Source organism: Streptomyces sp. NPDC005151 (assembly GCF_053599875.1).
The window spans coordinates 1-25258 of the sequence record NZ_JBSFYR010000103.1 but is presented as its reverse complement, the minus strand read 5'-3'; the positions used below and the strand labels follow the sequence as shown (position 1 = coordinate 25258).

The 25258-nt window shown below is 70.8% G+C and carries 27 protein-coding genes and 1 pseudogene; 17 read left to right on the top strand and 11 right to left on the bottom strand.

Annotated elements, in window-relative coordinates; genetic code table 11:
• Window positions 1–125: 125 nt before the first annotated feature.
• Together tnpC and ACWD6R_RS34350 are read right to left on the bottom strand one after the other, a co-directional pair.
• Window positions 126–1559 carry an IS66 family transposase gene (tnpC, locus tag ACWD6R_RS34355; protein ID WP_451822311.1) on the bottom strand — a complete coding sequence of 478 codons (1434 nt, stop codon included), beginning with the start codon at window positions 1557–1559 and terminating at the stop codon, window positions 126–128.
• A 654-nt stretch (window positions 1560–2213) separates the two neighbouring features.
• Window positions 2214–2540 (bottom strand): hypothetical protein, encoded by a 327-nt coding sequence (locus ACWD6R_RS34350; RefSeq protein ID WP_451822309.1) that lies wholly within the window; start codon window positions 2538–2540, stop codon window positions 2214–2216.
• Between the two features lie 7 nt (window positions 2541–2547).
• Between ACWD6R_RS34350 and ACWD6R_RS34345 the strand changes: the two genes are divergently transcribed.
• On the top strand, window positions 2548–2907 hold the full coding sequence (locus ACWD6R_RS34345; protein ID WP_451822308.1) for a CAP domain-containing protein: 360 nt from the start codon (window positions 2548–2550) through the stop codon (window positions 2905–2907).
• 560 nt (window positions 2908–3467) lie between these two features.
• Here the strand turns inward: ACWD6R_RS34345 and dacB are convergent.
• Both dacB and ACWD6R_RS34335 read right to left on the bottom strand, forming a co-directional pair.
• Window positions 3468–5081 (bottom strand): D-alanyl-D-alanine carboxypeptidase/D-alanyl-D-alanine endopeptidase, encoded by a 1614-nt coding sequence (gene dacB, locus ACWD6R_RS34340; protein WP_451822307.1) that lies wholly within the window; start codon window positions 5079–5081, stop codon window positions 3468–3470.
• Window positions 5082–5231: 150 nt separating this feature from the next.
• The gene (locus ACWD6R_RS34335) at window positions 5232–6017 is read right to left on the bottom strand and encodes an HAD-IIA family hydrolase (protein ID WP_451822306.1); all 786 of its coding nucleotides are present in this window, start codon (window positions 6015–6017) and stop codon (window positions 5232–5234) included.
• Between the two features lie 99 nt (window positions 6018–6116).
• Here ACWD6R_RS34335 and ACWD6R_RS34330 point away from each other — a divergent pair.
• The 5 genes and pseudogenes from ACWD6R_RS34330 to crcB form a co-directional block, all read left to right on the top strand.
• Window positions 6117–6746: pseudogene (locus ACWD6R_RS34330) on the top strand (phosphoribosyltransferase); the annotation flags it as partial.
• A gap of 79 nt (window positions 6747–6825) precedes the next feature.
• Window positions 6826–6972 carry a hypothetical protein gene (locus tag ACWD6R_RS34325; RefSeq protein ID WP_451822305.1) on the top strand — a complete coding sequence of 49 codons (147 nt, stop codon included), beginning with the start codon at window positions 6826–6828 and terminating at the stop codon, window positions 6970–6972.
• 180 nt (window positions 6973–7152) lie between these two features.
• The gene (locus ACWD6R_RS34320) at window positions 7153–7647 is read left to right on the top strand and encodes a fluoride efflux transporter FluC (protein WP_451822304.1); all 495 of its coding nucleotides are present in this window, start codon (window positions 7153–7155) and stop codon (window positions 7645–7647) included.
• Window positions 7644–8009, top strand: coding sequence for a DUF190 domain-containing protein (locus ACWD6R_RS34315; RefSeq protein ID WP_451822303.1), 366 nt, complete (start codon window positions 7644–7646; stop codon window positions 8007–8009). Before ACWD6R_RS34320 ends, ACWD6R_RS34315 begins: the two co-directional genes overlap by 4 nt.
• Window positions 8006–8380 carry a fluoride efflux transporter CrcB gene (crcB, locus tag ACWD6R_RS34310; RefSeq protein WP_451822302.1) on the top strand — a complete coding sequence of 125 codons (375 nt, stop codon included), beginning with the start codon at window positions 8006–8008 and terminating at the stop codon, window positions 8378–8380. Before ACWD6R_RS34315 ends, crcB begins: the two co-directional genes overlap by 4 nt.
• Before the next feature lie 368 nt (window positions 8381–8748).
• On the opposite strand, the gene ACWD6R_RS34305 is transcribed toward crcB, so the two are convergent.
• The 3 genes from ACWD6R_RS34305 to ACWD6R_RS34295 all read right to left on the bottom strand — a co-directional run bounded on the left by ACWD6R_RS34305 (window position 8749) and on the right by ACWD6R_RS34295 (window position 11438).
• Window positions 8749–10209: a DEAD/DEAH box helicase gene (locus tag ACWD6R_RS34305; protein ID WP_451822301.1), complete on the bottom strand. Its 1461-nt coding sequence runs from the start codon at window positions 10207–10209 to the stop codon at window positions 8749–8751.
• 367 nt (window positions 10210–10576) lie between these two features.
• Window positions 10577–10780, bottom strand: a complete 204-nt coding sequence (locus ACWD6R_RS34300; RefSeq protein ID WP_073727988.1) for a cold-shock protein — start codon at window positions 10778–10780, stop codon at window positions 10577–10579.
• Window positions 10781–11102: 322 nt separating this feature from the next.
• A complete protein-coding gene (locus ACWD6R_RS34295; RefSeq protein ID WP_451822300.1) occupies window positions 11103–11438 on the bottom strand; it encodes a MerR family transcriptional regulator in 336 nt (111 codons plus the stop codon).
• A 578-nt stretch (window positions 11439–12016) separates the two neighbouring features.
• Between ACWD6R_RS34295 and ACWD6R_RS34290 the strand changes: the two genes are divergently transcribed.
• The 4 genes from ACWD6R_RS34290 to ACWD6R_RS34275 are packed head-to-tail and all read left to right on the top strand — an operon-like array spanning window position 12017 to window position 15389.
• Window positions 12017–12493 carry a hypothetical protein gene (locus tag ACWD6R_RS34290; RefSeq protein ID WP_451822299.1) on the top strand — a complete coding sequence of 159 codons (477 nt, stop codon included), beginning with the start codon at window positions 12017–12019 and terminating at the stop codon, window positions 12491–12493.
• Window positions 12494–12499: 6 nt separating this feature from the next.
• On the top strand, window positions 12500–13072 hold the full coding sequence (locus tag ACWD6R_RS34285) for a toxin (protein WP_451822298.1): 573 nt from the start codon (window positions 12500–12502) through the stop codon (window positions 13070–13072).
• Between the two features lie 35 nt (window positions 13073–13107).
• Window positions 13108–14322 (top strand): hypothetical protein, encoded by a 1215-nt coding sequence (locus tag ACWD6R_RS34280; protein ID WP_451822297.1) that lies wholly within the window; start codon window positions 13108–13110, stop codon window positions 14320–14322.
• A gap of 5 nt (window positions 14323–14327) precedes the next feature.
• Window positions 14328–15389 carry an NAD-dependent epimerase/dehydratase family protein gene (locus ACWD6R_RS34275; protein WP_451822296.1) on the top strand — a complete coding sequence of 354 codons (1062 nt, stop codon included), beginning with the start codon at window positions 14328–14330 and terminating at the stop codon, window positions 15387–15389.
• Here the strand turns inward: ACWD6R_RS34275 and ACWD6R_RS34270 are convergent.
• Window positions 15379–15540, bottom strand: a complete 162-nt coding sequence (locus tag ACWD6R_RS34270; protein WP_451822295.1) for a hypothetical protein — start codon at window positions 15538–15540, stop codon at window positions 15379–15381. The genes ACWD6R_RS34275 and ACWD6R_RS34270 overlap by 11 nt on opposite strands.
• Window positions 15541–15654: 114 nt before the next feature.
• On the opposite strand from ACWD6R_RS34270, the gene ACWD6R_RS34265 reads away from it, so the two are divergent.
• The 3 genes from ACWD6R_RS34265 to ACWD6R_RS34255 are packed head-to-tail and all read left to right on the top strand — an operon-like array spanning window position 15655 to window position 17869.
• Window positions 15655–16389: a glycosyltransferase family 2 protein gene (locus ACWD6R_RS34265; RefSeq protein ID WP_451822294.1), complete on the top strand. Its 735-nt coding sequence runs from the start codon at window positions 15655–15657 to the stop codon at window positions 16387–16389.
• Window positions 16386–17033: a TIGR04282 family arsenosugar biosynthesis glycosyltransferase gene (locus ACWD6R_RS34260; protein ID WP_451822293.1), complete on the top strand. Its 648-nt coding sequence runs from the start codon at window positions 16386–16388 to the stop codon at window positions 17031–17033. The genes ACWD6R_RS34265 and ACWD6R_RS34260 overlap by 4 nt, the downstream gene beginning before the upstream one ends.
• The gene (locus ACWD6R_RS34255; RefSeq protein WP_451822292.1) at window positions 17030–17869 is read left to right on the top strand and encodes a class I SAM-dependent methyltransferase; all 840 of its coding nucleotides are present in this window, start codon (window positions 17030–17032) and stop codon (window positions 17867–17869) included. Before ACWD6R_RS34260 ends, ACWD6R_RS34255 begins: the two co-directional genes overlap by 4 nt.
• Before the next feature lie 334 nt (window positions 17870–18203).
• Here the strand turns inward: ACWD6R_RS34255 and ACWD6R_RS34250 are convergent, their stop codons facing one another.
• The gene (locus ACWD6R_RS34250) at window positions 18204–19556 is read right to left on the bottom strand and encodes a molybdopterin-dependent oxidoreductase (RefSeq protein WP_451822291.1); all 1353 of its coding nucleotides are present in this window, start codon (window positions 19554–19556) and stop codon (window positions 18204–18206) included.
• Window positions 19557–19778: 222 nt separating this feature from the next.
• On the opposite strand from ACWD6R_RS34250, the gene ACWD6R_RS34245 reads away from it, so the two are divergent.
• From ACWD6R_RS34245 to ACWD6R_RS34235, 3 genes are all read left to right on the top strand, one after another.
• Complete coding sequence (locus tag ACWD6R_RS34245) at window positions 19779–21125, top strand: hypothetical protein (protein WP_451822310.1); 1347 nt, start codon at window positions 19779–19781, stop codon at window positions 21123–21125.
• Between the two features lie 48 nt (window positions 21126–21173).
• Window positions 21174–22022 carry a GNAT family N-acetyltransferase gene (locus tag ACWD6R_RS34240; RefSeq protein WP_451822290.1) on the top strand — a complete coding sequence of 283 codons (849 nt, stop codon included), beginning with the start codon at window positions 21174–21176 and terminating at the stop codon, window positions 22020–22022.
• 125 nt (window positions 22023–22147) lie between these two features.
• Window positions 22148–22333, top strand: a complete 186-nt coding sequence (locus tag ACWD6R_RS34235; protein WP_451822289.1) for a hypothetical protein — start codon at window positions 22148–22150, stop codon at window positions 22331–22333.
• A gap of 74 nt (window positions 22334–22407) precedes the next feature.
• Here the strand turns inward: ACWD6R_RS34235 and ACWD6R_RS34230 are convergent, their stop codons facing one another.
• Window positions 22408–22812: a hypothetical protein gene (locus ACWD6R_RS34230; protein WP_451822288.1), complete on the bottom strand. Its 405-nt coding sequence runs from the start codon at window positions 22810–22812 to the stop codon at window positions 22408–22410.
• A 128-nt stretch (window positions 22813–22940) separates the two neighbouring features.
• Here ACWD6R_RS34230 and ACWD6R_RS34225 point away from each other — a divergent pair, with 128 nt between their 5' ends.
• Window positions 22941–23588 (top strand): hypothetical protein, encoded by a 648-nt coding sequence (locus ACWD6R_RS34225; RefSeq protein WP_451822287.1) that lies wholly within the window; start codon window positions 22941–22943, stop codon window positions 23586–23588.
• A 401-nt stretch (window positions 23589–23989) separates the two neighbouring features.
• On the opposite strand, the gene ACWD6R_RS34220 is transcribed toward ACWD6R_RS34225, so the two are convergent.
• The gene (locus ACWD6R_RS34220) at window positions 23990–25090 is read right to left on the bottom strand and encodes a hypothetical protein (RefSeq protein ID WP_451822286.1); all 1101 of its coding nucleotides are present in this window, start codon (window positions 25088–25090) and stop codon (window positions 23990–23992) included.
• Between the last annotated feature and the right edge of the window lie 168 nt (window positions 25091–25258).

The following is a 25258-nucleotide window of genomic DNA, read 5'->3' as shown; positions in this document are numbered from 1 at the left end:
CGCTCGACGCAGACTCCAACCCGGACGACATGACCACAGATCCTGCCGCACCCACCCACTACCTGTCACATCATCAGACGCGAAGCCCGCCACCGGTAGCTATTCAGCGGGGTTGAGCGATGTGGTCAGGCTGCTGTCGCGTCGGGGGTGAGGGCGTGCGGGATCCACGCCCCGGTGGTGAAGAGGCGCTTGAGAGCGTCGTAGCGGCTGATGCCCCACTTGGTCGCGGTGGACAGGTAGGACTGCACGATCGCGAAGTCGGCGAGTCCTTGCAGGGTGCGCCAGCAGCCGCCGGAGGTCCGTTGCTGGACCTTGACGGGCCTGATGTCGCGCTCGGCTTGATTGTTGCTGAAGGGGACGGTGAGGTCGGTGGTGAAGCGAAGGATGACCTCGCGGTGTTCCTCGAAGCGTCGGGCCAGGGTGCGGGCATGACGGGCCAGCTCGGTGCTCTTCTCCCGGTTGTCCTGGCGGGAGCGGGCCAGCGCCCCGGCGTAGAGGCGTCGGATGGTGCGCAACTCCTGGGCGTTGAGTTCCTCGCGTCCCGCCTGGCGGGCGGCTGCGGCGATGCGGTTGGCCTCCAGCAGGGTGTCGGCCATCGCACGGGCCCACAACTGCCCCTCGGTATCGGCTTCGTGGATGCCCCGCAGGTCTCGCAGCAGGTGCGCACCGCACCAGGCGTGCAGGACTTGCTCGAGGTGGGTGTAGCCGGCGTAGCCGTCACGGACCAGCACGCCGGTCAGGTGCGGCAGCACGTCCCCGGCGTCGATGGTGGCCGCCGAGCGATCGCCGGTGTGCATCAAGGTCAGGTGGGCGGTGGAGGCCACGTGCAAGAACGTCGTCTGGCTGGCGGCGCGGGCGAAGGTCTCATCGGCATGCACCACCGGCGCTGTGGCCAGCAGGGCCCGCACCGCAGGCAGGAAGTCTGCTTCCAGCAGCCGGGCGGCCCGCCCGCGCAGGGAAGCGGCGAAGCCGGTGGAGACGCGCATTCCGCACAGTTCCATCACCAGCAGCGTGGAGCGGTGCACCGGGATGTGATGGCCCAGTACCGCGTCAGCGACCTTCGTGGTGATATCCGGCCCGTACTGGGTCGTGGACTCCACCCCGGCGGGGAAGGCGCCCAGGGCCTTGGCCCCGCAGCCGGGGCAGCACTTGACGTCGGCGGCGTACTCGGTGACCTGCGCCGGAGGCGGCTCGGCCAGATCGAAGACCTGACGTCGGCGTACCGAGGCGACCGGCACCTCGATCAGCGAGGTCGCACATCCCGCGCAGCTGGCCGGGGCGGGAATCGTGATCCGCTCGTCGGGATCATCGACCTGCCGCAGCGTGGCACCCGGCTCGCCGGGCTGCTTGCCCGGCCTGCGCCCCGAGCGCGTCCGCGAGGAACCGCCCCGGGGACGCTTACCCGGATCGTCCGAGGACGGCGGCTTGGAAGACGTCGAGGAGTCCTTCGACAGACGCAAGACCAGCGCCTGGACCTGCGTGGTCAGCTCCGCGATCTGGACCAGCAACGAGTCGATCCGCTCATCCTTCGCCGACAACTGGGAACGCAACCGCGCCAGTTCTTCGACAAGGCCCTCGCCGGGCTCAACAGGATCGACCACGACCCCATCCTAGCGATCACTCGACCGGACCAGCGAGCCGACCGCACCCCGGTGAATAGCTACCGCCACCGACCTACTGAATGCTTACGCCCCACCACAGCCGGGTGATCCTTTTGCCCGCCCGACCCAGATGATCTTCTTTATCGCCTTTCGGGCGCCATTCCATTCCGTGCGCACTCATGAACCGCAAGTTGCGCAGCGTGAAAAACAAAGAGATGGCGCATTCATTCGCCGGTGACATCTCCCACATCGATGTTCGGCAATGCGGTCACCGAATAGTAGATATCACGACGGCGACTTAATGAGATTTGTCCGACTTGACGTCACATGCCCCGCACGGGGTGGACCGAAATCCGAACGGGCGGGTGGTCGCGCCCGCTCATCCGGCATGCAGGGAACCCTGACGGCGCAACAGGACTTCTCGCGGCCCCAGGCGCCGGACAAGCACGGCCGGGCGACCGTGGCAAGGGCCGGCCGTCACTACGAAGCTCGATAGTAATAGGGCGTGTTGCCCCGCCTCGCGGCAGTTCCAAGAATGACGGCCGCACAGCATCTCCACAGCTCAAGCCCAGGAACTGCGCTGAGCCCTGCCCTACCGGGGGCGCTCCGCGATTACCGAGCGAGGTCACGCATGAGGAAGCACCGCAGGAAGACGTACCACCGGCCGATAGCCATCGCTGTCGTCGCAGCGGGAGCCGTGGGTATCCCCTCTGCGGCCATGGCCTGTCTGGGCTCTCCGGAGGACGCGGGCAGCCGGCCCTCCGCCCACTGGACGACCGTGAGCTCCGCGCACCACTGGAAGACCCCGAGCTCCGCGCACCACGGGACGGCTGGTCCCTGGGGGCAGAAGCCGACTGCGAGTGCGCCCACGAGCCCTGCGGCGTCTGCGAGCGCACCGGCGGCACCCGCCCCGACCGCCACCCCCGCGTCTGCGGACACGGCCCGCGTGCTGGCGCTCGTCAACAGCGAGCGCGGCAAGGCCGGATGCTCTCCGCTCGCCGTCAATGCCAAGCTGACCAAGGCCGCGCAGGACCACAGTAAGGACATGGCCGACCACCGCAACATGTCCCACACGGGCTCCGACGGATCGTCGCCCGGCGACCGGATCACGCGAGCCGGTTACCACTGGAGTGCCTACGGCGAGAACGTCGCCTACGGCTACTCCACACCCGGGTCGGTGATGGAGGCCTGGATGACCAGCCCGGGCCACAAGCGCAACATCCTCGACTGCACGTTCAAGGAAATCGGCATCGGACTCGCGCAGCCCGGCCACTACTGGACGCAGGATTTCGGAACGGCCCGATAGCCGACCAGGAAATCCTCGGTGGTCGCCGCGTTGCTCCCGGTCGCGATGCCCGCGCCGAGGCACAGAATGACGAACAGGAACCAACCGGTGATGGCGCTCCACGGGTGTCGGGCGCTCCAACCGGCCATACGTACTGGGTGATTTCTCATACCTCGGATGCTGGTCCGGGGGACGGTGCTCCCGGCAGCCTCGACCGGCTGGCCCTTCGTGTCCACCAGTCGGTGCACACGAAGGGCCAGCCGGCATCTCCGTGGCCCGTGGCCGGTCGAGGAGCGTCCTCGGCCCGGAGGCCACTCACCGACCCGGTACGCCCGACAACCCGACGCGTCCCGGCCACCCGGGCGGGGAGGCCGGCGTCCTCGCGCGGAGACACACCTCCACCCGGTATCTCCGAGCTTCGCAGCGCACAGATCGCCCGCTCACTGAGCGCGGCCGTGAACTCGTAGCCGATGACGAACTCAACATCGGTTGAGTGCCTGATCCGGGCGGCCAGGCGCACCCTGCGTTGCCCGCCATGTCGTCCAGGTCGTCGCGGTCGGGGGCGTGGCGGCGTGCGTGGCTCAGGAACTGCCGCTCGCGTTCTCCTGAAGGATCGCGGCGATGTCGGCCACATCGTTCCCGATGGTCAGCACGCCGTTGATGTCGGGCACCGAGGCGCCGTTCACCCCGATGAAGAACACGTCGTAGCGCCCCTGGCTCGTCTCCAGATACCCGGCCGTCGTCTCCGCGCCCACCGCCAGCCGGTCGTTGAGAAGGTCGCCGCCGGCGACGGTGCCTGTCTTGGCGGAGACCTTGCCTCGGGCGGGGCAGTCTCGGCAGGTGCCCGCGAGGCTGCCGTCGACGCCCAGGGTCGGCAGGGCCTCCCGGAAGCGGTCCGCATCGGGGGTGCCCTGCCAGTACGTCAGGATCCGGGCGACGGCGCGGGGCGTGGTGCGGTCGGCCGGGTTGCCGCCGCGGCCGTCGGCCAGCTGCACCGCCTTGCGGTCCACCTTCGCCTCGTCCAGGAACTTCGCCAGTGCGGGGAATCCGTCCGGGCACTGATGACTTCCCGTACTGACGGCCATCAGGCAGATACCGAGGTTCGCCCCGAGGTTGTGGCTCACCTTGAAGATGAGGCGGGCGTACTGCTCGAACGGCGGGGACGTGAACCGGGCCACCTCGGGCGCGCCCCGGTAGGAGTCGGGCAGCTTGCCGGCCGGATTGGTTCCGACCGCGGCCGCGGTGACCTCGACCCCGGCCCGCTTCAGTGCCTCGATCAAGGCGGTGCGGCCGAAGGCGTTCGGGTCCCGGATGTCCGACACCCGCAGGACCGGGGCGGAATCGGCGGCGATGGTGCCGGAGAGCTGGATGCGGGTGCCGTCGGCGGAGGGCGTCACCGTGATGTCGGCGGGCTTGCCCGCCTCGACGGTTCGGACGGAGGACGTGACGCGGTACGGCGCCACCTTCGGGCGCCAGTCCAGCTTGGCGGGCGCGCCCGGTGCGTCGCCGGGGGTGCTGAGCAGGTCGATGAGGTTGTCGTTGATGATCAGCGGCGTCGGAGCCGGGTCGAGTTCCGGGTCGGGACGGAACAGCCGGGCGTCCACGACCACGTCGCCGTCCACCTTGGTGATCCCCGAGGCGCGTACCTGCCGGGCCAGTTGGTCGATGCCGGCCAGCGGGTTCTGCGGAGTGAGGGATGCTCCGGGGATGTCGTCGGCGTAGGTGTGGTCGATGGTGGTGAAGGCGACGGTGCCGTCCGCACGCGTACGGCCGCCGAGGGTCAGGTCGCCCTGTGCGACGAGGTCCAGATTCCCGGTGAGGGTCGCGCCCCGGCGCTCTCCGACGGCATGGACCGGCGTGACGAAACGGTGATCGCTGCCGAGGGTGTGCCAGGCGCCGCTGACGCCGAACAGTTTGGCCACGGAACCGGGGATGAAGAACTGGTCCGCGTAGCGCGACTGCACCACCTTGCCGGTCTCCGGGTTCTGCTCGAACAGACCCCACTGGGCGTGCGGGTAGTCGGGCTTGCCCATGATCGAGGAGATGCGCGGGTCGAGCTCGTCCGGGTCTTTCGACGGCATCACCCAGTCCATGCCGAACGCGGCGACAGTAGCGACCAGCACGAGGCCGAGGAGAGTGAAGACGCGCCGATGCCTCCGGTTCCGGCGTCGGTTTCCGGTGACGGCTGATGACATGCGGACTCCACCGGTGTGTGTGGTGCACGAGGACCGGGAAACGGGCGTTCTGAGGGTATGACTCGCGGGCGGCGGAGGCGGGTGGAGAGGCGCGGCGCGGCGGGCACATCCCTCGGACGGTGGCGGGAGGCCGTAGGGGCTGCCACGGGCTCATCGGTCCAGGAGGGCCGGGAGGTCGGCGAAGGAGTCGAGGACGTGGTCCGGGGTGCCGGTGGCGGAGCGGTGTGTCTCGGGCAGGTATTTGCCTGTTCTGACGAGGACGCCCGTGATGCCGCACCGCTGGGCCGCGAGTACGTCGGTCTCGATGTCGTCGCCCACCATCAGCGTGGCGGACGCGGTGGCGCCGAGGTGGGCCAGGGCGGTGGCGTAGAACGCCTCGGCGGGTTTGCCGGTGATTTCCGCCTCGGTCCGGGCAGCCCGTTCCAGCCCCGGAAGGAAGGCCCCGGTGTCGAGGGCGAGACCTTCCGCCGTACGCCAGTACAGGTTGCGGTGCATGGCGATCAGCCGGGCGCCGTGCTGGAGGTGGCGGAACGCGGCGTTGAGCGACGCGTAGTCGAATGCGTCGCCCGCTCCTCCCAGGACGACCACGTCCGCGGGGGCGCTCTCCCCCACGTCGACGAGGGTCACGCCCGTCAGGTCCTCGCTGACGTCGCCGCTGTTGAGCAGCGCGCACCGGGCACCCGGGCAGTGGGCGCGCAGGTACGCGGCGGTGACGGCGGGCGCGGTGAGGATGTCGTCCTCGCCGACGGGGAAGCCCACCGCGGCCAGCTTCGCGGCGATCCGGGCACGGGTGCGCGAGGTGGTGTTGGTGACCAGGGCAAACGGGAGTCCGGCGGCCCGCAGCCGCTCCAGGGCGGCCACCGCGCCGGGCAGCGGTTCCCAGTCGACGGTGAGCACGCCGTCGATGTCGATCAGTACCGCTCCGATCCGTTCCATGGATCGACCGTCGCCGACTTGCGCAGGCGCCGCAAATGGGGTTGCTTCGAAGTAGGTGCGTACGTGCCTCTGTCTCCCCTGGGTCGGAGGTGAACCACCGTGTTGTTCACCGATCGCACGGATGCGGGCAGGCAGCTCGCTGAAGCGCTCCGGCATCTGCAGGGGGAGGAAGAGGGGGAGAAACCCGTCGTTCTGGGGCTGCCCCGTGGCGGGGTCCCGGTCGCCGCGGCGGTGGCGACGGCGCTCGGCGCACCTCTCGATGTGATCGTGGTCCGCAAGCTCGGTGTTCCGTACCACCGTGAGCTGGCGTTCGGTGCCATCGGGGAGGGCGGGGTGCGGGTGATCAATGAAGACGTCGTACGCCGCGGAGGGATCAGCCGCGGGGACATCGCGTCCGTGGAGCGCGCCGAGCAGGCGGAACTCACCCGGCAGGCACGGCAGTTCCGGGGCAACCGGCCGCGGTTGGAGCTGGCCGGCCGTACCGCGATCGTGATCGACGACGGGGTGGCGACCGGCGCCACGGCCTCGGCCGCCTGCGAGGTCGTACGGGCGCAGGGCGCGGCCCGGGTGGTGCTGGCGGTTCCGGTGGCGCCCGCGGACACGATCGCCTGGCTGCGTATGCAGGTGGACGAGGTGGTCTGTCTCTCCACGCCGGCCCTCTTCTCGGCCGTCGGCGAGTGGTACCGGGACTTCTCCCAGACGCCCGACGAGGAAGTTCTCGCCCTGTTGAAGGCTTAGCGGGTGTCGGGCGGATCAGGCGCGGGCGGCCGACCGGATCCGGGCTCGCCTGCGCGGCTTCGACCGGGTCGTGGCGCTCAGCGATCCGCCGGGGCAGCCGCAGGACGCGCTGTCGGAGGAGGCGGTCAAGCGGGACGTGCTGTGGACGGCCTTCCTCGTATGCCGCCGAGTGCAGGACGGCCAGGTCACGCTGTATGCGCGGCCCGGCAGCTGCTGACCTGCGACGGGCGGAGCGTTCGGCCGGGCGATAGTCTGGTGCGAGCAGGGACTGGTGACGGTTGCTGCGCGGCGGTGGGGCCCGCCGTACCCGAACCGCGGCAGCAGTGCCGCCAACGGTCCCTACTTGCGGTGGAACGTGCTCGTGTCCGGGCACCCAGCAGGTAGGAGACATGCGCCCATGGGAGCCCAGCAGCCCCGAGCGACACCCGTGACGGATGGTCCCGACGGCACGGGGCGTGTCGCGCCCGTACCCGGGCAGCGCAGCCGGCAGCCGGGCGGGCAGTGGCCCGTCCTCGGAGTCATCGCCCTCGGCGGCGCCGCCGGAGCGACCGCCCGTTACGGGGCGTCGCTGATCTGGGGCACCCCGCCGGGCGGCTTCCCCTGGACGACGCTGGTCGTGAATGTCCTCGGGTGCGCGGTGATCGGCGTGTTCATGGTCCTGATCAGCGATGTATGGGCGGCGCACCGGCTGGTGCGCCCGTTCTTCGGTACGGGGGTGCTGGGCGGGTTCACCACGTTCTCCACGTACGCCGCGGACATCGAACGGCTGGTGGACGGCGGCCGGGCCCGTACCGGCATCGCGTATCTCGGGCTGACGCTGCTGGCGGCGCTCGCCGCGGTGTGGAGTGCGGTGTGGGTGACCCGCCGCGTGCTGGCGTGGAGGCAGCCATGACGAGGGAGACGGAGCCGGCCGGGGCGGCCGAGCGGGGGCTGCGCCTGACGGTCCTGGTCGGGGAGTCCGACGTCTGGCACCACCGCCCCGTCTATGCGGAGATCGTGCACCGGGCGCACCGTGCCGGGCTGGCGGGTGCGAGTGCGTTCCGTGGCATCGAGGGGTTCGGCGCCTCGTCGCGGATCCACACCCAGCGGCTGCTGTCGCTGAGCGAGGAGCTGCCGGTGGCGGTCGTGATCGTGGACACCGAGGACCGGATCCGCGCGTTCCTGCCGCTCATCGACGAACTGACCGGGGACGGCGTCGTCGTCCTGGACGCGTGCGAGATCGTCCGCCGCCGCGGCCGGGAGGAGAGCCGGTGACCTGGCTGCTGGTGATCGTCGGCGCCGCGATCGGCGCCCCGCTCCGCTATCTGGCCGACCGTGCGGTCCAGGTCCGGCACGACACGGTCTTCCCGTGGGGGACGTTCGCGGTGAACGTGGCGGGATCCCTGCTGCTGGGGCTGCTGACCGGCGCGGTGGCGGCCGGTGCCGCCTCGTCGCAGGTGCAGCTGTTCGTCGGTACGGGGCTGTGCGGGGCGCTGACGACGTATTCGACGTTCGGTTACGAGACGCTGCGGCTGGCCGAGGACGGGGCGAAGTTCTACGCGGCGGCCAATGTCGTGGCGAGCGTGGTGGCGGCGCTGGGCGCGGTGTTCGCCGGGGTCGCAGTCGCCGAGGCGCTCTGGCAGTGACACGCAATCACTCTTCCCGTGTACGCCAACGGGTGTGCCGTCGCCCGCAGCCCCGCCACCCGCACCGCCGAGCAGCCACGGCAGGGCTGCCGTGGCTGCTCGGCGGATACGCGTACGGACGGTCGGCGCGATCCGCCGATGCACGACGGGCCCGGCGGCACGCGGATCGTCGAACGAGCGTTGCGGGTAAGACCGACCGGCAATTGAGGGGTGGGGGAAGGAGCGGGGCTGGGGTGCGTGCATCGCAAGGCGGAGGATTGAGCCATGGCGGAGCCATGGTGATGGACGACAACGCCGCGAGATGCGTGCCCCGGCCCCGTGACGCCGCCCCCCCAATTGCCGGTCGGTCCAAGACCGACCGGCTCCGGTCAGGCGGTGCGGCGCGCCGGTGCCGGGCGGCGGTTGCGGCGGCCGCGGGACGACGAGCCGCCGCTCCTGGGACGCTCCGTCGCCGGCGCCGTGATGGTGACGGGCACACCCGAGGGCGCCTGTGCGCCGGTGATCCGGCTCAGCTCGGCCTCGCCGGAGCGGACCTGGGCGATCTTCGGGATGATGCCGGCGTCGGCCATCAGACGCGTCATCTCGCGGCGCTGGCCCGGCAGCACCAGCGTGACGACGGAGCCGGACTCACCGGCGCGGGCGGTGCGGCCGCCGCGGTGCAGGTAGTCCTTGTGGTCGCTCGGCGGGTCGACGTTGACGACGAGGTCGAGGTTGTCGACGTGGATGCCGCGCGCCGCCACGTTCGTGGCGACCAGCACCGTGACATGTCCGGTCTTGAACCGGCTGAGGGTGCGGGTGCGCTGCGGCTGCGACTTGCCGCCGTGCAGGGCGGCGGCCCGCACGCCGCTGTTCAGGAGGTGGTCGGTGAGCTTGTCCACGGCGTGCTTGGTGTCCAGGAACATGATCACCCGGCCGTCGCGGGCCGCGATCTCCGTCGTGGTGGCGTACTTGTCCGCGCCGTGGACGTACAGCACGTGGTGTTCCATCGTCGTCACCGCACCGGCCGCCGGGTCGACGGAGTGGACCACCGGGTCATGCAGATAGCGGCGGACCAGCAGGTCGACGTTGCGGTCCAGGGTGGCCGAGAACAGCATCCGCTGCCCCTCCGGCTGCACCTGGTCGAGCAGCTCGGTGACCTGCGGCATGAACCCCATGTCGGCCATCTGGTCGGCCTCGTCGAGGACGGTGATGGAGACCTGGTCCAGCCGGCAGTCGCCGCGCTCGATGAGGTCCTTGAGCCGGCCCGGCGTGGCGACGACGACTTCGGCGCCGCCGCGCAGCGCGCTGGCCTGCCGGCCGATCGACATGCCGCCGACGACGGTCGCGAGGCGCAGCCTCAGCGACTTGGCGTACGGGGTGAGCGCGTCGGTGACCTGCTGGGCCAGCTCCCGGGTCGGGACGAGGACCAGGGCAAGCGGGTGCCGGGCCTCGGCGCGCCGTCCTGCGGTACGGGCCAGCAGGGCGAGGCCGAAGGCGAGGGTCTTGCCGGAGCCGGTGCGGCCGCGGCCGAGCACGTCGCGCCCGGCGAGCGAGTTCGGCAGGGTGGCGGCCTGGATCGGGAACGGCTCGGTCACGCCCTCGGCGGCGAGCGCCGCCAGCAGGGGCGCGGGCAGGTCCAGGTCGGCGAAGGCCTCGACGGCGGGCAGCGCCGGAGTAATGGTCTTCGGCAGGGCGAACTCGCCCTGCTTGGCGGCGGGCCGGCGGCCGTAGCCACCGGAACCGGAGCGATATCCGGAACCGGAACCGGAACGGTAGCCGGAACCGGAACGGCTCGGGGCTCCGCCGCGGTTGCCGGAGTAGCGGTCGTTCGTGCGCGTTGAGCGGTTCAAGGAGAACCCTTCCTCGATATGGCGCGTATCGAGGAATTCCGCGCGGCAGTGAAGCGGCACAGGAATCGCAAGAACGGGCCGATGAAATGCGTGGACGAAGCCCGGCTGCGAAAAGTGAGCCGTATCCGACACGGTGGATGGTGAACCGTGTCCGTCACAGGGACGGGGCCGGCACATGGGTGCGGGCCCGGACAAGCAACGAGCTGGGGGCCGACACATGGGTGCGGGCCCGGACAAGCAACGAGCTGGGGGCCGGCGCACGGGTGCGGGCCCGGAAAAAGCAACGAGCTGGGGCCCGCACCCGAAGGTGCGGGCCCCAGCTGCGCAAGTGCGTCTCAGCGCGTCAGGCGCCGGAGCATCTGCAGGATCACGCGGGGGTGATGTTCTCCGCCTGCGGGCCCTTCTGGCCCTGCGTGACGTCGAAGTTCACCTTCTGGCCCTCCTGCAGCTCACGGAAGCCACTCGAGGCGATGTTCGAGTAGTGGGCGAAGACGTCAGCGCCGCCACCGTCCTGCTCGATGAAGCCGAAGCCCTTTTCCGCGTTGAACCACTTGACGGTGCCAGTAGCCATGTTTTATCTCCTTCTGGGGCAGTGCCCGGGGACCCGCACTGTGCTGGTCCCGCGTCGCCGCAATGATTACCCCGTCCGGAATAATGATGCCGGAAATACAAAAGCACACCCATCAGCCAATTGTGGTGACAAGAGCACTTGGAGTTTTGGGAACCACAACTGCAACTGGGCTTAACCGTAGCACGATGCAAGCGACCGCGCGCGGCACGTAATTACACTCCGCCCGGCACGCCATAAACCCTCATCTCGCATTGCATAAAATTCTGTGCTTGCGACAACAGATATGCGCCCCGGCAGGGAGCCCCGGCGTCGGGACCCGGCCTCAGGACCCCGAACCCGCCACCGGCCGGCGCAGCTCCGCATTGAGGCGCAGGGCCTCTTCGAGCTGGTCCTCCAGGATGACGATGCGACAGGCGGCCTCGATCGGCGTGCCGCCGTCGACGAGTTCGCGGGCCCGGGCGGCAATGCGCAACTGGTAGCGGGAGTAGCGGCGGTGGCCGCCCTCGGACCGCAGGGGCGTGATCAGGCGCGCTTCGCCGATCGCCCGGAGGAAGCCGGGCGTGGCGCCGATCATCTCCGCAGCTCGGCCCATGGTGTAGGCGGGGTAGTCGTCGTCATCGAGCCGGTCGGTGGCATGCGGAGGGGTTCCTGAGGGCATTTGCACCTCTTCCGGGCCCGCGGCGAGAAGCGACTGGAGGTTCCTCTGACGTCGTTGACCGAAAAAGAAACTCTCATGGTGCGAGCCATCATCTCTATGGTAGCCGCGACAGATTTCCCGGACCGGACAGGGGAGATCACCCGCCGCACCCGAACGTGAGTGCGACTCGGGCGTGCGCGGTGGACACACTGATCAGCCGGTCAGTTGATGGCGGCGTGATCAACGGTCATAATGTACGAGTAGCCCTTCACGCATCCCCCGTCGTGAAGGGCTACGACTCGTTGCGGGACCCGAACGGGCCGCCGGGCCCGCGGACACGCGGGCGGACCACGACTTCACGGGCAAGGGACTCCCCTCGTGGCCCCTTGCCCATGTTTTTTCGAGTTAACAGTGACGTAGAGTGTTTACGCAAGCCCAATCCTGACAGCGGAGCAGGATGTTCCGCCATGTCTCGCCCGCCTCCCCACGCTGCGGACCCCTCATCCGGGTTGGTTACAGTTCGAGCCCGTTGACCGGATCCAGGCAGGCGCAGCGTCTCAGGGGCGCGCGTGCCGGCGGACGTGAGCGTGGGGGCCCCGATGGACAACGGCGAAGAGCGCGCGCCGGAGCTGCGGACGCTGCAGCAGAAGGTCGAATACATGGTGGAGGAGACCTTCCCCGGCCAGAAGATCTCGGGGCGGGTCTTCGCGGACCTGGTCAGGGAACGCGGCGGCTCGCTGTCGCACAGCTACTTTTCCAACATCCTCGCCGGGAAGGTCACCCAGCCGTCCGAGGACATCCTCAAGGCCCTCGGACTGGGCTTCGGCGTCGACTGGCGCTTCTTCAAGGAGGAGTCCGAGGTCGTCGACGACGTCGTCGCCGGGCTGCGGTTCCTCGCGAAGCGGCGTACCGGGGGGATCAGCGGGCTCGCCGGACGCGGCCTGGCCGACGACGGTCTGCCGCCGGAACTGCTGCAGTTCGCGCTCTCGCTCCTGGAGGACGCGAAGAACCGGCCCGGCACCCCCGCCGACGGCGAGGGCAGCGGTTCCGCCGCCGACGGCCCATCGGCGCAGTAGGCCGCCATGTCCCTGCGCAAGCTGCGGAAGGAGTGCGAGGCCGGACTGGCCGACCTCCCCATCCCCGCACCGTTCTCGGTCGCCGGCCTGGTGGCCAACATGGAGGCGGCCCGCGGCCGCACCATCGTGCTGCACGAAATGCCCGACCGGCTGGCGCGCGTCAATGCCGCCTGCGGTCTGCGGCTCGCCTCCGGCTCGACCAGCTTCGTGCTCTACCGGCGGCGCCCGACCGCGTACCAGACCCAGCACGTCATCCTGCACGAGCTGTGCCACGAGTGGTTCGACCACGGCACCTCGCTCGACGCGGACCAGCTCCAGCGGCTGCTGCCCGTCTTCGACACGTCCCTGATCTCCCGGGTCGTGGACTCCGGCGTCGCCGACGCGCTGCGCGCGGGCGACTCCACCGTCCAGGCCCGCGCCCAGTACGACACGCACGACGAGCGGATCGCCGAGTTCGGCGCCTCACTCATCCCCCGCATGGCCAGGGACGTGACCAGCGACGACATGGTGGGACGCCTCGCCAATTCGCTGTCGCGCCCGGTCGCGCACCGCCGCCGCGGGCTGTTCCGCCGTACGTGACCCCGTCCCCTTCCCCCACCCGGAGGAATCCCGCCGTGCCCCCGCTCGACCTCGCCGGCTATCTCATAGCCGTCCTGATGACGGCTGTCGCCGTGTGGCGCATGCCGGCCGCCCTGTGGGGCGACGAGGAGGACAAGCGTCGCCGCGCCCTGTGGGGCTGCTACGCCGGATTCGCCGCCGCCCTGTGGACCAAGACCCAGGTGGTGCGGATCGGGCTCAACGACAGCCCGGTCACCGACCTCTCGGTTCTGATCAAGCACTACACGGCGACGCTCGCGATCCTGGCGATCCTCAGCTACATCGTCGCCATCTACGGCCAGTACCCCGACGCCGGTGACGTCCCGCGGCACGTCCGGTTCGCCCGGGCGGTCCAGCAGGTGGCGGCCAAGGCGTCCGTCGCCACGCTGATCCTGCTGACGGTGCTCTTCTTCACCGTCGTCGACCGTTCCGTGCCGTCGGACCGCTTCGTCGCCGACCATGCGGGCCAGTGGGGCGCCACGCTGTACATGAGCGTGTTCTACCTCTACCTCGGCGCCGCATCCGCGGTCTGCGCCTACCAGTGGGCGCTGGCCACTGCCGGTGCCGGGCTGCGCCATCTGCGGGTGGGGCTCGCGATGATGACGTTCGCGATGTTCATCGGGGTCGCCTACACGGTCAGCCGCACCCTGTTCCTGTGGGTCAGCGTCGTCGACCAGCCGAGTGCCGCCTTCGCGCTGGAGTTCGACGAGGTCACCGAGGCCGCGCAGGTCGTGCTGTTCACGTTCTTCGCGGTCGGCGCTTCCGTCCCCGCCCTCAGCAAGGGGCGGCGCCGGGCGAAACTGTGGCGGGCCCAGACCCGACTGCACCGTCTGGAAGATCTCGGTGGACGCGTCGGTCGCCTCGGCGGTCGTCGCGCTGCTGGCCGCGGTCCACTCGCCGTGGTGGCTGCTCGCGTATGCGATGACGGTCACCGTGTGCTGGTCACGGGTGGCGCTCGGGTACCACAGCGTCGCCCAGACGGTGGCGGGCTCGGCGCTGGGTGCGGGGACGGCGGCCACGTTCCTGCTCGTCTGACGGCCACTCGGTTCCGCCGCCGCGTACTCCGGTTGCACAACGCTGCCCCGCATTCCGGACCCCGGTGCCGGTCCTGGACGCCGAGGGCCCGGACTGCGCCACCGTCATGTCCCGACCCGCCGCCGCCCGTTCGGCCTGACGATTCCGTGACGTGCCCGCACGGCGCAGGGCCTGATGCGGGACAGCCCTTAGCGTGACGGACATGCGTGTACTGCTCACCGGCGGAGCCGGTTTCATCGGGGGACACATCGCCGGGGCGCTGGCGGCGCGGAGGCACGAGGTGGTGGTGTTCGACGCGCTGCTGGAGTCGGCGCACGGCGTGGGCGCCGGAGGCGGCCGGGACAGGCTGATCGTTGCCGATGTCCGGGACCGGGCGGCGGTGGCCGATGCGCTGCGGGGCGTCGACGCGGTCTGCCATCAGGCCGCGATGGTCGGTCTGGGCAAGGACTTCGCGGACGCCCCCGAGTACGTCGGCTGCAACGACCTCGGGACCGCCGTCCTGCTGGCGGAGATGGCCGCGGCCGGTGTGCGGAATCTGGTGCTCGCCGGGTCGATGGTCGTCTACGGCGAGGGGCGGTACGACTGCCCCCGGCACGGGCGGGTCCGGCCCGGGCCGCGGGCCGTGGACGATCTGGCGGCGGGCCGGTTCGAGCCGCGCTGCCCGGACTGCGGGGCGGAGCTGGCGCCGGGGCTGGTGGGCGAGGACGCGCCCACCGACCCGCGCAATGTGTACGCGGCGACGAAGCTCGCCCAGGAACATCTGGCCGCCGCGTGGGCGCGGGCGACGGGCGGCCGGGCGGTGGCCCTGCGCTACCACAACGTGTACGGGCCGGGGATGCCGCGCGACACCCCGTACGCGGGGGTCGCCTCCTTCTTCCGCTCCTCGCTGGAGCGGAGCGAGGCGCCGCAGGTCTTCGAGGACGGCGGTCAGCGGCGGGACTTCGTCCATGTACGGGATGTGGCGGCCGCGAACGCGGTGGCACTGGAGGCCGTGGGGGAACGCGGGGCGGGAAGTTTCGCCGCGTACAACACGGGGAGCGGGGATCCGCACACGATCGGCGAGATGGCGACGGCCCTGGCGTCCACGCACGGCGGTCCGGCACCGGAGATCACCGGCGGGTACCGGCTCGGAGACGTACGCCATGTGACGGCGGACTCGCGACGGCTGAGGGAGGAACTGGGCTGGCGCCCGGAGGTGGGGTTCGCGGAGGGGATGGAGGAGTTCGCCGGGGCGGCGTTGAGGGGGGCGGTCGCTACCGGTTGACCGACGGCCGCTCCGGCTCCGGACGGCCCGCCCGGTCCGGACAGCCGACGACCACCTCGGCGACCGCCGGATCGTCGTCGACGACGAGGACATGGCCGCGCGGTCCGCCGGGGGCGGGTCCGGGACCCGGGGTGTCCGGGATGTTCTCCATACGGTCACCTCGGCATCCCGGCCCCCGGGTCGGGCAGTCGGCGGTCCGCCGAAGGGTCGACGTCCGTCTTCCGTAAGAACCTGAAGCCCGAAATGCCGGTTTTGGCTCCGTAGTGTGAGCGAGGTGACCGACTCCTACCCCGCCCGCTCCCCCCACGCCGACGTGATCCTCCCCTGTCTGGACGAGGCCGCCGCGCTGCCCCGGGTGCTGGGCCGTATCCCGGACGGCTGGCGCGCCGTCGTCGTCGACAACGGCTCCACCGACGGATCGGCGGAGCTCGCCCGCTCGCTCGGGGCGACCGTCGTGCATGAGCCGCGACGCGGCTTCGGCGCCGCGTGCCAAGCCGGACTGCTCGCCGCCGAGGCGGCGTTCGTCTGCTTCTGCGACTGCGACGGTTCCCTCGACCCGGGTCTGCTGCCCGGCTTCGTACGCCGGATCGCCGACGGCGAGACCGATCTGCTGCTGGGGCGCCGCCGCCCCGAGGGCCGTGGTGCGTGGCCGCTGCACGCCCGCACCGGGAATCTGGCGCTGGCCCGGATGGTGCGCCGCCGGACGGGACTGCGCCTGCACGACCTCGGCCCGATGCGCGCGGGGCGCCGGGCGGACCTGCTGGCACTGGAGCTCACCGACCGGCGCAGCGGCTACCCGCTGGAGATGGTGGTGCGTGCGTCGGACGCCGGGCTGCGGGTCGCCGAGACCGATGTCCCGTACCTGCCGCGTACGGGCAGGTCCAAGGTGACCGGCACCTGGCGAGGGACCTGGCATGCGGTACGGGACATGCGCGCGGTCCTGCACAGGCCGCCGGAACGGACGAGCGCGGGGACGGCCCGACAGGAGGCGTCCCGATGAGCGTGCCCGGCCCGACCGCCCTCCTCGTCATCGCCAAGGAACCGCTGCCGGGACTGGTCAAAACCCGGCTCACCCCGCCGTTCACGCCCGCCGAGGCCGCACAGCTCGCCGAGGCGGCGCTCCGGGACACGCTGCGCACGATGCTCTCGCTGCCCGCCCGGCGGCACGTACTCGTGCTGGACGGGCGGCCGGGGCCCTGGCTGCCGGCGGGCGTCGACGTGGTGGCGCAGAGCTCCGGCGGACTCGACGAGCGGCTCGCGGCGGCGTTCGCCGGCTGTACCGGTCCGGCCCTGCTCATCGGCATGGACACCCCGCAGATCTCCGCCGCCCAGCTGGCGCCCGCGCTCTCCCCGGACGCCTGGGACGACTGCGACGCCTGGTTCGGCCCCGCCGACGACGGCGGCTTCTGGGCACTCGGCCTGGCCGCCCCCGACCCGGACCTGGTGCGCGGCGTGCCCATGTCCGTCCCGCAGACCGGTGCGGTCCAGCGGCGGCGTCTCGTCGACGCCGGACTGACCGTGCGCGATCTGCCGCGGCTGCGGGACGTGGACACAGCGGCGGACGCCGCGCACGTCGCCGCCGCCGCACCGCACGGGGAGTTCGCCGCGGCGCTGGCCCGGCTGACCGCGGCGGCGGCCCGATGAGCGGTACGGTTCCGGACCGCGGCGCCACGAGCACGGCAGGTTCCGAAAGAGAGGACCTCGCCCCGTGGTCCACCGACCCCTACGCCGACGCACTGCGCAACGGCCACGGTCCGCTCTTCCTCCGCCGTACGGACGGCTGGCTGCTGCCCCTGGACATCGAGCGCTGGTGTGCGGAGGCCGACGCCGCCGACCTGTCGGCGCTGCGCCGCTGCGAAGGGCCGGTCCTCGACATCGGGTGCGGTCCCGGCCGCCTCGTCGCGGAACTGGCCTCCCGCGGCCACCGCGCACTCGGCATCGACGTCAGCGCCGCCGCTGTCGCCCGCACGCTCCGGATCGGCGGCTCGGCGCTGCACCGTTCCGTCTTCGACCCGCTTCCCGGTGAGGGCCGTTGGGGCACCGTGCTGCTGATCGACGGCAACATCGGCATCGGCGGCGACCCGCACGGTCTCCTGCTGCGCACCGCGGACCTCCTCGCCCCCGGCGGGCTCCTCATCGCGGAGACGTCGCCGGTGGACATCGACGAACGGGTCCAGGTCCGGCTGTACGACGGTCGCCTCGCACCGGAAGGGACCGGCGAGGAGAAGCGGGCCGCCACCGGGGGCGCGCTCTTCCCCTGGGCCCGGCTCGGCACCCCGGCCCTGCTCCGGTACGCGCAGCCGAACGCCTGGCGGGCCGTCGATCAGTGGGTGTCGGACGGCCGCCCCTTCATCGCCCTGCGCCGCAGCCAGAGGGTCCGGACGCCCAGCCAGCACGCCGACACCGCGAACAACGCCGCCGTGATCAGCAGCCAGTTCCCGAGGAACACATCGGGAGAGAGCCCGCTCGCCGGCTTGTAATGGGTCGCGCGCCTGCTGATCAGCGGGAACCACATCAGCAGGAGCAGCCCGGAGAGAAAGGCGGGCACGCGGACGAAGTTGACCAGGGAGCGCGGTCCCAGCACCGCGCGTACGGCCCGGTCCGCCGTCGCGTACACCGGCAGCAGCACGAGGTCGTGCACCAGCGCGGAGCCGACGAACCACACCGCGACACCGAACGTGTCCCCCTCCAGCAGCCGCACACCCGCGTAGCCCGCGAGGGCGAAGGTGGCCGCCAGAAGCAGGAGATGCAGCGGCCCTTCCCCGTACCAGCGCCTGAAGACCGCCGCGGACCGCGGACCGATCGTCTTCCGCATCACAGCTCTCCGAACGTCAGCCGGGTCACCCATTTGGTGTTGAGCACGCCGGGCGCGGCCGGGACGATGATCCGCGCCGGGTACCCGTGGTCCAGCGACAGCGTCTCGCCGTTGACCGCCAGTGCCAGCAGCGAGCGCGGGTCGCGCACCTGGTTGTCGCGGAGCGCGGCCTTCCCGAACGGCCCGCTGCGCTGCACGGACTCCACGAATACCCCCGGCGGCCGGTCCGGATACCCGGCGAGCGCCGCCAGATCCCGCAGCCGCACCCCGCGCCACCACTGGTCCGCGGTCGACCAGCCCTCCACGCACGCGATCGGCAACGCGGCGCTGTACTGGTCCATGGCCAGGAGCTGTTCCCGGGTGAACGCGAGATCCCCGGCGGGTCCGCTGACGGTCAGCCGCCACCGTTCACCCGTGTCGGCCGGGGTGATCCGGACGGACGCGGCCGTCTTGTTGATCTGGAAGCCGTTGGGCCCCGTCCCGGGGTCGGCGACCCCGCGCGGGGTGAGGAGTGCGGTGCTGCGCAGCACGTCGGAGCTCCGGCCCACCGAGGTGACCAGCAGGAGGAGCGACCCGGCGCCCACCATGGCGAAGGCGCCGCGCCGGGAGATGGTCGGTGTATCGGGGGCGGGGGATGCCAGCTCATCGGTCTCACCCCGCAGTTCACCGCTGCGCAGCACCCGTACGGCCCGCGGAAGCTTCAGGCCGACATGGGCGACGAACCCGGCGAAGAACACCCACGCCCCGTAGAAGTGGAGCGTGTAGAACGACCCCGGGAACACGTAGAACACCTGGATGTTGAGCAGCCCGGTGATGAACTCGAACAGCGCCCCGCCGACGAGCAGCAGCAACGACACCCGTTCCAGGGCGCGCCCCACCGACCGGGCCGGCGGCAGCGCGAAAAGCTTCGGAATCACCGACCACAGCTTCGCCAGCAGTACCGGTACGAGCACGATGCCGCCCGTGACGTGCAGCCCCTGTGTCAGCCGGTACAGCCAGTGCGGTCCGGTCGGCCAGGCGAACAGGTAGAACCCCAGCAGTCCCTTGCCCGGCGTCTTGTCGTTGACCGGCGCAAGATCCGGGTTGTACGCGGCGTACGACAGCAGCCCCGTCACGAACACCAGCGTCAGCCCGACGAGGAGGACGAGCCCGAGCACCGCCGTGAACCGGACGCTGCGCACGGGGCTGCGCCAGAACCCGGGGGAGGAGGGCAGCCGATCCGTGGTCCGGAGCCGTTCGAGAACGGCCGGGACCCGCCCCGCGGACGGTCCGTCATCCGATGGCCCGGCACGGCCCGTCCCACCGAAGCGGAACGGGAACCGGAACGCTCTGTTGTGACGTCTGTCGCCCATCTCCCGACGCTAAGCCCGAGGTCTCGGGCCGCAGCGCGTACGACTCCTGACGAAACTCCGACGTCACTCCCGATGACCGCCAACCGGGCCAAGATCTGACAGTTCGATGACGCGCCCCGGTGGCACCGCCCGTCATCGCCCCGCCCTGCATAGCGTGCCTGTGTGAAGACCGAGGAGCACGTGAAACGCGAGCAGCGCACCGCCGGCCGTAACCACCGCGCCATGGGCCGACGCCTCGACCTGATCGCCGCCGCCACCGGTGTCCTGCTGGTCACCGCCGCCGTGCTGATCGGCCGGGCGATCCAGGACGCCGACGGCAGCCTCTTCGTCCACTGGCCGCCCCTGCTGGCGTCCTGGTACCCGCACACCGGCCCCGGCACCCCGGCCGCCGTGGTCGTCGCGGCGGCCGTCGTCGCGTACGGGCCGGTCCTCGCCGACCGGCTGCCCTGGCGGGGTCTGCTCGCGACCGCGTGGGGTGCCTCCCTCGGCTGGATCTTCTCCCTGGCGATGATCGACGGCTGGGGGCGGGGCATCGCCGAACGGCTCACCACGAAGCATGAATACCTGCAGGTCATCAGCCATTTCGGCGATATCGGCGCAGCGCTGCGCGGATTCAACACGCACATCCTGATCGGCCCCCCGGGCAACTGGCCCGCCCATGTCGCCGGTCATCCGCCGGGCGCCACGCTCACCTTCGTGCTGCTGGACCGGATCGGGCTGGGCGGCGGGGGCTGGGCCGGTGTCTGGTGCATCGTGCTCGGCGGCTCCGCCGTCGTCGCCGCCCTGATCACGGTGCGCGCCCTCGCCGATGAGCGCCTCGCCCGCCGCGCCGCCCCGTTCCTCGTCCTCGCGCCGATGGCGGTCTGGACCGGCGCCTCGGCGGACGCCTGGTTCACCGCGGTCGCCGCGTGGTCGGTCGCCCTCCTCGCCCTGGCCGCAACCCGCCGGACCCGGCCGGGCCGCGCCGCCGCAGCCGCCCTCGCCTCCGGCCTCCTCTACGGCCTGACCTGCTATCTCTCGTACGGCCTGACGCTCATCGCGCTCCTGCTCCTCGCCGTCCTGCTCCTCGCCCGCACCGCGCGCCCCCTTCCGCTTCTCCTGCTCGGGGCGCTCGTCGTGCCGGTCGCGTTCACCCTGGCGGGCTTCAACTGGTGGGAGGGGTACCGGCTGCTGGTCGAGCGCTACTACCAGGGAGCGGGTGGGATCCGTCCGTACGCCTACTGGGTCTGGGGGAACCTCGCGGCCACCACGATCGCCGCCGGTCTCGCCACCGTCGCCGGTCTCCGCCGGGCCGCGGCCGGTGCCCCGTCCGCCGTCCGCGCCGTCCGCACCGGCGCCACCTCCGCACCGCAGCAACTGAGCCTCCTCGCCCTGGCCGCGCTCCTCACCCTCCTCGTCGCGGATCTGTCCGGGATGAGCAAGGCCGAGACGGAACGCATCTGGCAGCCGTTCGTCCTCTGGCTGCTGCCCGCCGCCGCACTGCTCCCCCCGTCCACCCGCCGCGGCTGGCTGACGGCGCAGGCGGTCGTCGCCCTGCTCGTCAACCACCTGATCTGGACCGGGTGGTGAGTTCGGGAAGCACGTTGAACCGATCACGCACTGGGTACAGGTTGCCCCGTGCCGACATTCGAGATCACCACCGCAAGCGCCGCCGACATCGACATGCTGGGCGAGTGGGCCCACGCCGAGGGCTGGAACCCGGGCCGCACCGACAGCCACGCCTTCTTCGCCACCGACCCGCGCGGCTTCCTGATCGGCAGACTCGACGGCGAACCCGTCTCCTCCGTCTCCGTCATCCGTTACGGCTCCGGCTTCGGCTTCCTGGGCTTCTATCTCACCCGCCCGGAGCTGCGCGGCCGGGGTTACGGGATCCAGGTCTGGCGCGCCGGAATGGACCGGCTCGCCGGGCGCAACGTCGGACTCGACGGCGTCGTCGCCCAGCAGTCCAACTACCGTAAATCCGGGTTCCGTCCGGCGTGGACGAACATGCGCTGGGAGGGGCTGCCGCCGACGGACATCACCGCACCGCCCGGTGTCTCCCTCGTCGACGCCCGGTCGCTCCCCTTCGACCGGCTGGCCGCCTTCGACCGCCGCTTCTTCCCCGCCGAGCGCGACAGTTTTCTCGCCCTGTGGGTCGCCGCCCCCCTGCGCACCGCTCTCGCCGCCGTGGCCGACGGGGAGGTGCAGGGCTTCGCCGTGCTGCGCCCGTGCCGTACGTCGTCACGCATCGGCCCGCTGCACGCCACGTCGCCCGAGGTGGCCGCCGCCCTGGTGAGTGCGCTCTCCGCCACTGCACCGGAGACGGAGATCGCCGTCGACGTACCCGACATCAATCCGGCGGCGGTGCGACTCGCCGAACAGCTGGGTCTCACCCCGTCGTTCGAGACAGCCCGCATGTACACGGGTCCGACGCCGGACGTCGACCACACCGGACTGTTCGGCATCACCAGCCTGGAACTCGGCTGACCGGCGGATGCCCCGACCGCCGCCCCCTGGCCGCCCCTACCGCCCGAGCCGGTCCAGCACCCGGCCGCGGAGCAGTGCCTCGGAGGCATCCTGGTTAGTTCGGTCAACGGGACATCCGATGCTCCATGCTCCGCCCAGACCCGGCTCAGCGACATCGCCTGGTCGAGATCCGCGACAACCTGATCGCTCGCATCGCCGAGGCCGAACGGGAGGGATGGCTCGGCGAAATCGAAGGGCTCCAAGTAAGCCTCAGCAGCGAGCAGAAAAGCTCACCCAGTCGGACGCGCAACAAGATCGCCAGCGCAAGGTGATCAATCTCGGCATGCCCAGTTTCGGCCGGATCGCGACACGGATCAGCACGGCAACGCAACCGGCGTAAGCCGCTCTACTGGATATCCGTGCTTGGTTGGCGGCGCCAGTCCCATCGTGGGTAACGCTTCATCAGCGTGAGGAACTCGCTGGCCGACAGGATCTCGAAGTGGTTGGTGTCGACAAGGCCGTCGAAGCCAGGCAGAACCTGACCAAGGAAAGCCCGGGCCGCGTCCATGGACTCGCACGACACATAGACCCCGTACGGTACGCCGATCCGGGTCGTCACCTCCTCAAGCTCTTCTGGCTCGTAGTCCGCGAGAATCCCGCCCGAGAGGTCTATGCAATACGAGTACCCGTGCCAGCAGAGCCTTTCGTCGCCCGTCGCAGCATCCGGCACGAGTTCAAAGGAACGGATGCGCCCTTCAAGCCACGGGCGTCGCTCCGAGGGGGAAAGAATGATCACAGACGGCCAGGACACGCGTTCACCTCCGCGGTGACCGTACCCAAGCAGTCCCCTCAGGGCGCCGGACTTTCCGCCCGGCCGAGCGGGCTCTCTTCAGTAAGGAGGCGGGCTCTAGTTCAGAGAAGAGTTCGCCGTGGTCCTGGATGGCTGCCGACCGACGCGAGCAGCGCCTGGAGCAGCTGGTCCGGATGCTGCACACGCCGGTCACCCTGGACGACGGCCGCACGATCGACGTCGCCGCGTCGGTCGGCGCCGCAACACCGGACGTGATCGGCCAACGTGACCTGACGCGGCTCCAGAGGGCGGCTGACGCAGCCCTGTACGACGGCAAGCACTCCGGCCGCGCGGTCCTGGCGGCCGCCTCACACGCCACGACGCCGTCCATCAACGGCCGCCGGGCGGGCAGACCCCGCGGCACGACCCCGACCACGCCCTCGCCTACCCCGAGCCCCCCGCTCACCCAAACTGGCACCGGCACGGACCGAAGCCCACGCGACTCAACCCCGCCCAGCAGCAGCGCAACCGCGAGCTCTTGCTCCTCGCCCAGCACACGCCCGCACCACCCGCGCCCCTCGCTCCACCGAGACCCTGGCGGAGGCCAACTGATGAACCCGACGCACCTCGCCGTCGACGGCTACGTCGACGCCATCCCCACCCCCGGCACCGGCTGGGGCATTGCCGCGTTCGAACTGATCGTCTCTCCCGCCAGCGCGGACGACGCTGAACCGGACGTCCCCGACACCGTGTTCGCCTGCACCACGGCGGACCCCGCATCACGGACGCACTGCTGACCGAGATACCGGCGACCTCCTGCGCGTCTCCGGCACCGTCGCCCAGCCCGAAGACCCGGCGCACCCGCCCGCCTCAGCCTCGACGCCCTTCAGGTCCTGGCCGCCGCACCGCTCCCGTTTTATTGGTAGCCCCGGCTATTGAACGTTGCGGAATAGGAACCGGCGGTCCTCCTTAGCCTGGCGTGAACTGTCCGTGCGCACGAGTCCTGATGCGGACATCGGCTGACTCGCGTTAGCCAGCCTCCCCCAGGTAGCTCAGGGCTTGGCGGAAGTCATCGAGGGCGGACCCGAACTCGCCGACGGCGGTGTGAAACGTCGATCGGTCTGTCAGGATCTGGGCCAGTACTGGGGCTCCCCATGCCGGGTGGTGCTGGTACAGCCGGCGGGCAAGGACCACCCCGTCATCGAACAGGGAGCGCACTTGCTCCGCGAACAGATGCGTGCGGTGCTCCCAGTAGACAGCGGAGCGGACGGTGAGTACCCGGTGCAGCCGGACCAGTTCGGCCAGGTGTCGGTCCGGATCTTCGGCGGCTCGCGGAGCAAGGGCGTCCACCTCTTCGCGCAGAGTGATGCGGCTGTCGAAGTAGCGACGCTTGGCATCGGGGGACCACTGCATGGGCGTCGCCCCCAAAGGCGGACGCGGCCCGCCAGCCGTCGGCGCCGGAGCAGGACAGCAGAACCGCCCAGTAGGACGCCTGATAGCTGCTCCAGGACCTGCGCTCACCGGTGGCGGCCAGCTCCGTTAGCAAGGCGAGCGCCTCCTGCCTTACGACGGCCGCCTGTTGGCCTCGGCCACAGGTGTGGAGCATCTGCGCGTACCCGATCAGCGAGTAGAGGTGGCAGGCCATCGGGCCGCGGTCGTTCGCGGCCTCGACCGCTTCCATGCTGACGAGTGTCTCGAACGCGGCGAGTGCTTCGCCGGACCGGCCAGCGTCATCGAGAGCGGCGATCCACTCCAGGAGTGACCAGGCGAGACTCCCACCGCCGGGCCCGTCGGGCAGGATCGCCGCGATCCACTCGGTCAGGGCATCAGCAGCCTCGGCATACCGGCCTTCCTCGGAGAGACCGGCAGCCCAGCCACGCAGCCCCTTGACCGCGGGGCCTCCGGACAGTTCGGCCTGCGCACGGCCGATGGAGAGCATCTCGGCGCGCATGGCGAGCCCTTCGGCGCGTCGGCCCAGGCTGTACAGCTCTCTCTGGCACGTGTCGAGTGCCCCGTACAGAAGATCCGCACGGGTAAGTTCGGCCGCATCGATGGCCCGCGCCGCGGCCACCGCCTCCTCGCTCAACGCGAGACAGGCCGCATGCCGTTGGCCGGAGCCGGAGTCGTAACTCAGGCGCTGCAGGGCCTTGACCAGGCGGGGCAGGTAGGAGGCGGGACTGACCTGGGCGAGCACCCGGTAGGCGTCGACTTCCTCGCGTGGAGTGCGGCGTCCCGACGCGAGCAGTACATTCCGCGCCCGCATGATGTCGTCCTGATCGACTTTTCCCGAGTGATTCATGACGGAGATTCTGGGCGTCTCAGAGAAGGCCGGACAAGCCTGGTGCCCTGTGCCGTTCGTCCTACGAAAACAGCCTCTGACGCGTAAATAGCAGCAGGTCAGGGTAGGTGTGGACGTGTTTGGGTGCCCGGTGGCCGTTGGTGGCTGCCGGGTGCCTGGTTCGGGGAG